General features: G+C 71.9%; 7 protein-coding genes. 2 read left to right on the plus strand and 5 right to left on the minus strand.

Features of this window, described 5'->3' with window-relative positions:
• Nucleotides 1–2 precede the first annotated feature (2 nt).
• Nucleotides 3–1028, minus strand: coding sequence for a ligase-associated DNA damage response exonuclease (locus tag ACJ8AN_RS23365; protein WP_407757654.1), 1026 nt, complete (start codon nucleotides 1026–1028; stop codon nucleotides 3–5).
• A 92-nt stretch (nucleotides 1029–1120) separates the two neighbouring features.
• Nucleotides 1121–1384 carry a hypothetical protein gene (locus tag ACJ8AN_RS23370; RefSeq protein WP_407757655.1) on the minus strand — a complete coding sequence of 88 codons (264 nt, stop codon included), beginning with the start codon at nucleotides 1382–1384 and terminating at the stop codon, nucleotides 1121–1123.
• A gap of 152 nt (nucleotides 1385–1536) precedes the next feature.
• On the opposite strand from ACJ8AN_RS23370, the gene ACJ8AN_RS23375 reads away from it, so the two are divergent.
• A complete protein-coding gene (locus ACJ8AN_RS23375; protein ID WP_407757656.1) occupies nucleotides 1537–2730 on the plus strand; it encodes a hypothetical protein in 1194 nt (397 codons plus the stop codon).
• Between the two features lies 1 nt (nucleotide 2731).
• Here ACJ8AN_RS23375 and ACJ8AN_RS23380 read toward each other — a convergent pair whose 3' ends face one another.
• Complete coding sequence (locus tag ACJ8AN_RS23380) at nucleotides 2732–3502, minus strand: ROK family protein (RefSeq protein WP_407757657.1); 771 nt, start codon at nucleotides 3500–3502, stop codon at nucleotides 2732–2734.
• A 196-nt stretch (nucleotides 3503–3698) separates the two neighbouring features.
• Between ACJ8AN_RS23380 and ACJ8AN_RS23385 the strand changes: the two genes are divergently transcribed.
• Nucleotides 3699–4880, plus strand: coding sequence for a type II secretion system F family protein (locus ACJ8AN_RS23385; RefSeq protein ID WP_407757658.1), 1182 nt, complete (start codon nucleotides 3699–3701; stop codon nucleotides 4878–4880).
• 84 nt (nucleotides 4881–4964) lie between these two features.
• Here the strand turns inward: ACJ8AN_RS23385 and ACJ8AN_RS23390 are convergent, their stop codons facing one another.
• Entirely contained in the window at nucleotides 4965–6014 is a 1050-nt protein-coding gene (locus tag ACJ8AN_RS23390) for a sensor histidine kinase (protein WP_407757659.1), read from the minus strand.
• A gap of 50 nt (nucleotides 6015–6064) precedes the next feature.
• Nucleotides 6065–6205: a hypothetical protein gene (locus ACJ8AN_RS23395; RefSeq protein ID WP_407757660.1), complete on the minus strand. Its 141-nt coding sequence runs from the start codon at nucleotides 6203–6205 to the stop codon at nucleotides 6065–6067.
• Nucleotides 6206–6548: the final 343 nt, after the last annotated feature.

A 6548-nucleotide genomic window follows, 5' to 3' on the forward strand; every position in this document is an offset into this window, starting at 1 on the left:
GGTCAGTCCTCCGTCTCGCCCTCGAAGGGGGTGGAGAGGGGGGCGGCGTCGAGGCCCAGGTTCTCGCGCAGGTAGCGCGCGAGCGTGTCGCTGGAGCCATGGGTGACGAGGATGCGCGAGGCGCCCGTCTCCTTCGCGGTGCGCAAGAGTCCCGGCCAGTCCGCGTGGTCGGAGAGGACGAAGCCCCGGTCATAGCCGCGGCGGCGCCGGTTGCCGCGCACGCGCATCCACCCCGAGGCGAAGCCCGTCTCGTACACGCCGAAGCGGCGCATCCACGTGGAGCCGGCGGCGCTGGGTGGGGCCAGCACGAGCGCTCCGGCGTAGGAGGTGCCCTTCTCCATTTCGGCCACGGGGCGCGTGGGGAGCATGGGGACGCCGGCCTCGCGGTAGGCCTCCACGAGCGCGTGCGTGGCGCCGTGCACGAGTACCTCGCGGTCCGTGAGCCGGGCCAGCTCCGCGAGCAGCCGCTGCGCCTTGCCCAGCGCATAGCAGAAGAGCACCGAGGCCCGGCCCGCCTCGCGGTTGCCGTCCCACCAGCGCAGCACGTCCTGGGCGACGAGCCGCGTGTCGTCCCAGCGGTAGATGGGCAGGCCGAAGGTGGCCTCGGTGATGAAGGTGTCGCAGCGGACGGGCTCGAAGGGCTCGCAGGTGGGATCCGGGTCCCGCTTGTAGTCGCCGGAGACGACCCACACCTCGCCGCGGTGCTCGATGCGGATTTGAGCGCTGCCCAGGATGTGGCCCGCGGGGTGGAAGCTGACCGTCACGTCGCCCAATGACAGACGCTCGCCATAGTGGAGCGTGGCGATGTTCGCGTCCGCGCCCAGGCGCTTGCGCAGCAGGCCCACGGAGGGGCTCGCGCCGAGATAGTGCTGGCTGCCCCAGCGGGCGTGGTCGCCATGCGCATGGGTGATGAGGGCGCGGGCCACGGGCCGCCAGGGGTCGATGTGGAAGCCCCCCGCCGGGCAGTAGAGCCCATCGGGAGTCACCGTCACGAGCGGCTGTCTTTCGGGCGAGGCGGAGACGTTCATCCGGCCCTCTGGGATAACGGCCATGGGACGGCGCGGCTACGGGCCGGGCCCGACGGCCAGTGCCTCCTCTCCTGCCTGCTGGGGGGCCGGGGTTATTTGTCCTTCGTCTCTTTCCGCTTCGGTACGCCGCGGCCGCCGTGCTTGTCGTATTCGCCGGACATGCCCCGCTCCAGGCTCCTGTCGTTATAGGGCACGCCGACCTCGGAGCGCTGGCCCCCGTTCTGCTCGGTCACGTCGTTGAGGAAGTCGGCGCGGCCCTCGGCGGGGACGTGCTCACCGGCGTCGTCGGGGTCCTTCTGCTTCTCGGGATCCAGGGGGATGCCCATGGGTTTCCGCAGATATTCCTTCTCGTCCATGGTGTCGCTCCATCCGTGAGTGCCTGCGTGACGCGTGCCGGGAGGGGCGCGTGTTGTCCCTTCATCGTGTGCATCGCGACATCCGGGGCTCCGGGGGATGGACGGTGGGCGGGCATGGAGGCGAGCCTTCGCTCTCTGGAGGGGAGATACGAATGCCACTCGCTGAACGCCTGCGGGACGAGACGCTCGCGCACCACGCCCGCCTCGAGACGCTTCCCTGTTTCCAGGCCCTCGCGTCGGGGACCCTTCCCCCCGAGCGCCTCCGGGCCCTGGGCCAGCTGCTCGGCTCGCTGTACCGGGACCTGGAGGGGGCGCTCGCCGCCGCGTCTCCTCCCGTGCTCGCCGCGGCCCGGGCCGAGTCCCCGCCCCTCCCCGCGTTCCTCGCGCCCGGCCTCGTCCGAGAGCCGGGCCCGGGCACGCTCGAGAGCCCTGTCCTCATTGGCGCCATCGCGCTCGGGGAGCGGATGCGCTCGGCGGCCCACCGGGAGCCGCTGTCCCTCTTCGGTTACCACTACGCGCTGCGCCTGGCCCTGTTTCCTCTTCCGGGCACATCACCCTGGGACGGCTTCGCGCGCCTGCTCGACGGCGTGGCCCTCGAGGCCGAGCGGGAAGAGGAGCTCGTTCGCGCGGCCTCCGAGACCTTCTCCGAGCTCCAGCGCCTCCTCGATGCGCTCCATCCTCCGCGCGAGCTTCCCGCGGCCCACTGGCTCAACCGGGATGCCGGAGGCCACCCCATCACCACGGACCCGGACGCGCTGCGGGCCGCCCTGCGCGCCGCCGAGGCCTCGTGGGAGGAGTTCCCCTACTACGCGTGGCGCTTTGGCGAGCACGGCCGTCATTTCTCCTGGAGCGACAGCGCGTGGCTGGTGACGTTGGGCGCGCAGGCCGAGGAGGAGGTGTGGCGGCATGTCTCCTGGCTGGGCCGGCTGCTGGCCGCTCGGGGCATGCCGCGTCTCATGCTCGAGCGTCATCTGCGCGTGCTGCACCAGGAGCTCGTCCGTGCGAGGCCCGCGCACCCGGAGGATCCGGGCGTGCTGCTGCGGGTGGCCGAGCGCATGGCCGGGGAGCGGCGCCGTCACCTCGAGGACGCGGAGTTGCGCGCGCTCGGGGTGGACTTCGATGCGCGCGTGGGGCCGGAGTGGAGCCGCCGGCTGCGGGGGACGGGCGAGCTGCTGGGGGCCTCCGTGGCGGACGAGTGCGCGGGCCTCGCCCAGGCCGTCCCAAGCCTCGTCGCGTGGGTGTGCGAGCCCTCGCGCTTTCCCACCTCGTGGATCCACGCGGTCGAGGAGACGCTCGTGCGGGCACGTGTGCTCTGCGAGGCCCGCTCCATGTCCACCGGGAGCTGAGTTACTGGGGGAGCGGCTCTTCCTTCCAGAGCGCGAACCCGCCGAGCAGTCCGGCGATGTTCTCGGTGATGATCACGTTCTTGGGCAGCGGGAAGTCGATGAGCCGGGCGTTGCCGCCGCCGAGGTAGAGCTTGTGCGGGTTCCAGATGGGTTGGACCTGCTCGAGCACGCGCTGCACGTGCTTGTTCCACTTCTTCTTGCCCACGCGCTGTAGCGCGGCCTCGCCCACGTATTCCTCATAGGTCTTCCCGTTCCGGAAGGGGTGGTGGGCCAGCTCCAGGTTGGGCACGTACTTGCCGTCCACGTACAGCGCGCAGCCCATGCCGGTGCCCAGGGTGAGGACCATCTCCACCCCGCGCCCCTCGATGACGCCGAAGCCCTGCACGCCCGCGTCGTTGAGCACGCGCACCGGGCGGCCCGTGGCCTTGGAGAGAGCGTCGGCGAAGTGGAAGCCCTCCCAGCTCTCGTGGAGGTTGTGGGCCGTCTTCGTCACCCCCTCATCGACCACGCCGGGAAAGCCCACGGACACCCGGTCGAAGTCGCCGAGGGCCTTGATGAGCTTCTTCAGCTCGCGCATCACCGCCTGGTGGGTAGCGGGCTTGGGGGTGGGCACGCGCTTGCGCTCGGTGAGGGCCTTTCCATCCGGCCCGAGGATGAGCGCCTTGAGGCCCGTGCCTCCGATGTCGATGGCCAACGTACGGGGACCGGGGGCGGCGGCCTCCCGGGGCGTCTTCTTTCGCGGCGACGGCTTGGGGGCGGCGGCGGGTGACATCGTTCCTCCAGCAGTGGAGCGCCAGTGTAGGGAGCGCCGCCTGTGCGGCAACGGCTCCCTCCCGCCGCCGTATGCGAGCGGACAAGTCCCGCGCCCGAGGGACGGGAGGGGGCTTCTTGGCCACTTCGGCACCGCACGACCCGGTCGGCCCGTGTTGGGCTAACCTGATGGGGTGTCTGAGAGAGAAGGCAATCCCATGAATAAGCCCCAGCCCCCTCGGACGGTGCCTGCTCCCTCCTCGGATGGGCTCCAGTCCGGCGCTGCGGTTCGCAACGCCGTGCGCCCGGCGCGGCGTCCCGTCCCGGTCTCCGAGGGCAATGAGTGGCTGGCCCGGGCGTGGGCCCGGCATCCGCTCGTGGCGATGGCCCGGCACCGGCCGCGCCTCACGTTCTTCCAGGGGCTGCACAGCATGATTCGCGCGGGGCTGGCGCTGCCCATCGCCTTCTCGGAGCTGTCGCGGGGAGCGGCGAAGGATGCTTTCCGCCGCGCCGTGGCCCAGGTGGGCGAGGCCGTGGCCGGGGGCTCGGGTCTCGCCGAGGCGATGCGGCGGCACCCGCGCTGGTTCGAGTCGCAGACGGTGGAACTGCTGGGCGCGGCGGAGGCCTCGGGGACGATGGAGTCGGCCCTGGCGCGCATCGTCGAGCAGCTGGAGGAGGCGCAGCGCATGCGCTGGCGCGTCGTCATGCTGTGCGCCTACCCCGGCTACCTGCTCGCCGCGTTCGTCTTCGGTGGCGCCCTGCTGCAGACCGCGGCCAGCCTGATGGCCTCGGGGCGCACGGATGACATCCTCGGGGTGTTCCTCTCGCACTTCGGGCACAACGTGTTGCAGGTGTCCTCGGCCGCGCTCGCGCTCTTCCTGCTGCCGCTGGTGCTGGCGGTGCCCGCGATTGCCCCCCTCTGGGCGGAGCTGCGCATGCGCGTGCCCCTGCTGGGCCGCGTCCACCGCGAGCTCCAGGCGAGCCGCTTCAGCCTCGTGCTCGGCGCGGCACTGGGCGCGGGGCTGGAGGCGGGCGCGAGCCTGCGCATGGCGCTCGAGGCCACCGGCAGCGTGCTGCTGCGCGGGCGCGCCAACCTGGCCGAGCATCGCCTGCGCTCCGGCGCCACGTTGACGGACGTGGTGGAGTGGCTCGGCGTGTTCGATGGGGAGTCGCTCCAGCGCCTCGCCACGGGGGAGCGCACGGGAGACCTGGAGCCCATCCTCGGCCAGCTGTCGCGCGAGCACTCGGACACGGCGATGCGCTGGCTGCGCACGCTGATGTTCGTGGTCATCGCCCTGCTGTCGGCGTTCCTCTTCGCCACCAACATTGGAAAGCTCGTGCAGCTCCAGAGCGGCTACCAGCGCCAGCTGAACGAGCTGCAGCAGTTGGAACGCACCTGAAAGGCAACTCCGTCTTGTCGTCCCTTCCCCGGGCGGCGTAGAGACAAGGGACGGCCTATGACATGACGCCCGATGGCGGGGACTTCAGGTGATGACGCCGGGGACGGGGCCGCCGCGGGGCAGGGAGACGGTGACGCGGGTGCGAGCGTCCTGGGTGCTCAGGGCGAGGCTGGCGCCACCGGCGTAGGCCAGGGCGAGCCGGCGCTCCACGGTGGGCAGGCCGCTGCTGCCCTCGCGAGGGCCCTTGGAAGCGCCGGGGTTCTCCAGGGTGAAGACGAGCGCGCCGCCCCGGGACTGGACGGACAGGGAGATGGGGCCGCGGTGGCCGGAGGCGGGCCCGTGCTTCACCGCGTTCTCCGCCAGCGGCAGCAGCACGAGCGGCGGCACGGGGAAGGCCTCCAGGCCCGGGTCCACCTGCACGGAGAGCTGGAAGAGCTCCGGGTCGCGGAGCAGGTGCAGCTCGAAGAGGGTGCGCACCAATTCCAGCTCGCGCTCCAGGGGCCAGGTGGCGGCGCGCACGCCGGCGAGCACGCTGCGCAGCATGGCGGACAGCCGCAGCACGGCGGCCTCGGCCACGGCGCCGTCCGTCTGGCACCACTCGGCGATGGCGTTGAGCGTGTTGAAGAGGAAGTGCGGGTCCAGGTGGCTGCGCAGGGCGAGCAGTTGCGCCTGTTCTGCCTCCAGGGCCAGACGGGCGCCGCGGGCGCGCTCGAGCGCGAGGCTCTCCTCGAAGCCGATGTCCCGCCCGAGGCCCCAGCCGCCCACGAGGAAGAGGGCGGCGCACACCGCGAGGGTGTAGCGGTCGGTGAGGAAGGTGGGGCCCAGGTAGAGCAGCTTGGGCAGCACGAGGCCCGCGGAGAGCACCACGCCCACGCCCACGGTGCCGTAGAGGAGCAGGCGGATGCCGCCGTGGCTGAGGTCGAGGCCCTCGGGGAAGATGACGCGGTAGGACACCGGGGCCACGGCCACGCACAGGGCGCACAGGAGGATGCCCAGGGGCGCGGCCATCGGCTCGTAGGGGCTGAAGCGCGTCTGCGCGGCCACCAGCGGGAGGCTGACGAGGAGGATGGGGAGCAGCCGCCTGGGCACGAAGAGCGCCTTGAGGGTGGCGCGGACGATGGAACCTTCGTTCATGGCGGACCGGGGGCGAGCATACCACCCGGGCCGGGCCCAGGCGGTGGGGCTCACGGGTGGGCTTCCCGGCCCCGCGTCATGCCGAGCACCAGCGCGCCCAGCAGGACGAAGGGGAAGAGGAGGACGGCCAGGGGGACGAGCAGGGCACGGCGGGGCGAGGCCATGGGTTGCTCCGGGGTGGGGGAGGTCATCCGGAGAGTGTCTCGTCCGCCCCTGACATGGGCAGCCGGGCGGCCGAGCGGTCGCAACCCGCGGGGGAGCGGTCGTCCCGGGGCCCCCGGCTCAAGAGCGTTCGATAAATCGGCAGTGGGATGGAGAGCAGGTGGGCCGAGGGTGAGCCCACCTGTGCGGTCCGGGAAAAGGAGAGAGGGTTGAGGTAGGGCGGAGGGGTGGAAAACGAAAAGCGCATCGGCCAGAAGCTGGTGAGGACGCGAGAGCCGCAGAGGGCGCAGGGGTGGCTGTTTCGGCAGACGCCGGAGGGATTGGTAGGGGCCGAGCACCCGGTGCGACTGGTAGCGGCGGCAGTGGAGAAGC

The sequence above is a fragment of the Archangium sp. genome, assembly GCF_045802675.1.
GTDB lineage: Bacteria > Myxococcota > Myxococcia > Myxococcales > Myxococcaceae > Archangium.

What these genes read in the sequence shown, in the direction of transcription:
- ACJ8AN_RS23390 (WP_407757659.1), bottom strand. Translation starts at nt 6,014, where the DNA reads ATGAACGAAGGTTCCATCGTCCGCGCCACCCTCAAGGCGCTCTTCGTG.
- ACJ8AN_RS23380 (WP_407757657.1), bottom strand. Translation starts at nt 3,502, where the DNA reads ATGTCACCCGCCGCCGCCCCCAAGCCGTCGCCGCGAAAGAAGACGCCC.
- ACJ8AN_RS23395 (WP_407757660.1), bottom strand. Translation starts at nt 6,205, where the DNA reads ATGACCTCCCCCACCCCGGAGCAACCCATGGCCTCGCCCCGCCGTGCC.
- ACJ8AN_RS23370 (WP_407757655.1), bottom strand. Translation starts at nt 1,384, where the DNA reads ATGGACGAGAAGGAATATCTGCGGAAACCCATGGGCATCCCCCTGGAT.
- ACJ8AN_RS23385 (WP_407757658.1), top strand. Translation starts at nt 3,699, where the DNA reads ATGAATAAGCCCCAGCCCCCTCGGACGGTGCCTGCTCCCTCCTCGGAT.
- ACJ8AN_RS23375 (WP_407757656.1), top strand. Translation starts at nt 1,537, where the DNA reads ATGCCACTCGCTGAACGCCTGCGGGACGAGACGCTCGCGCACCACGCC.
- ACJ8AN_RS23365 (WP_407757654.1), bottom strand. Translation starts at nt 1,028, where the DNA reads ATGAACGTCTCCGCCTCGCCCGAAAGACAGCCGCTCGTGACGGTGACT.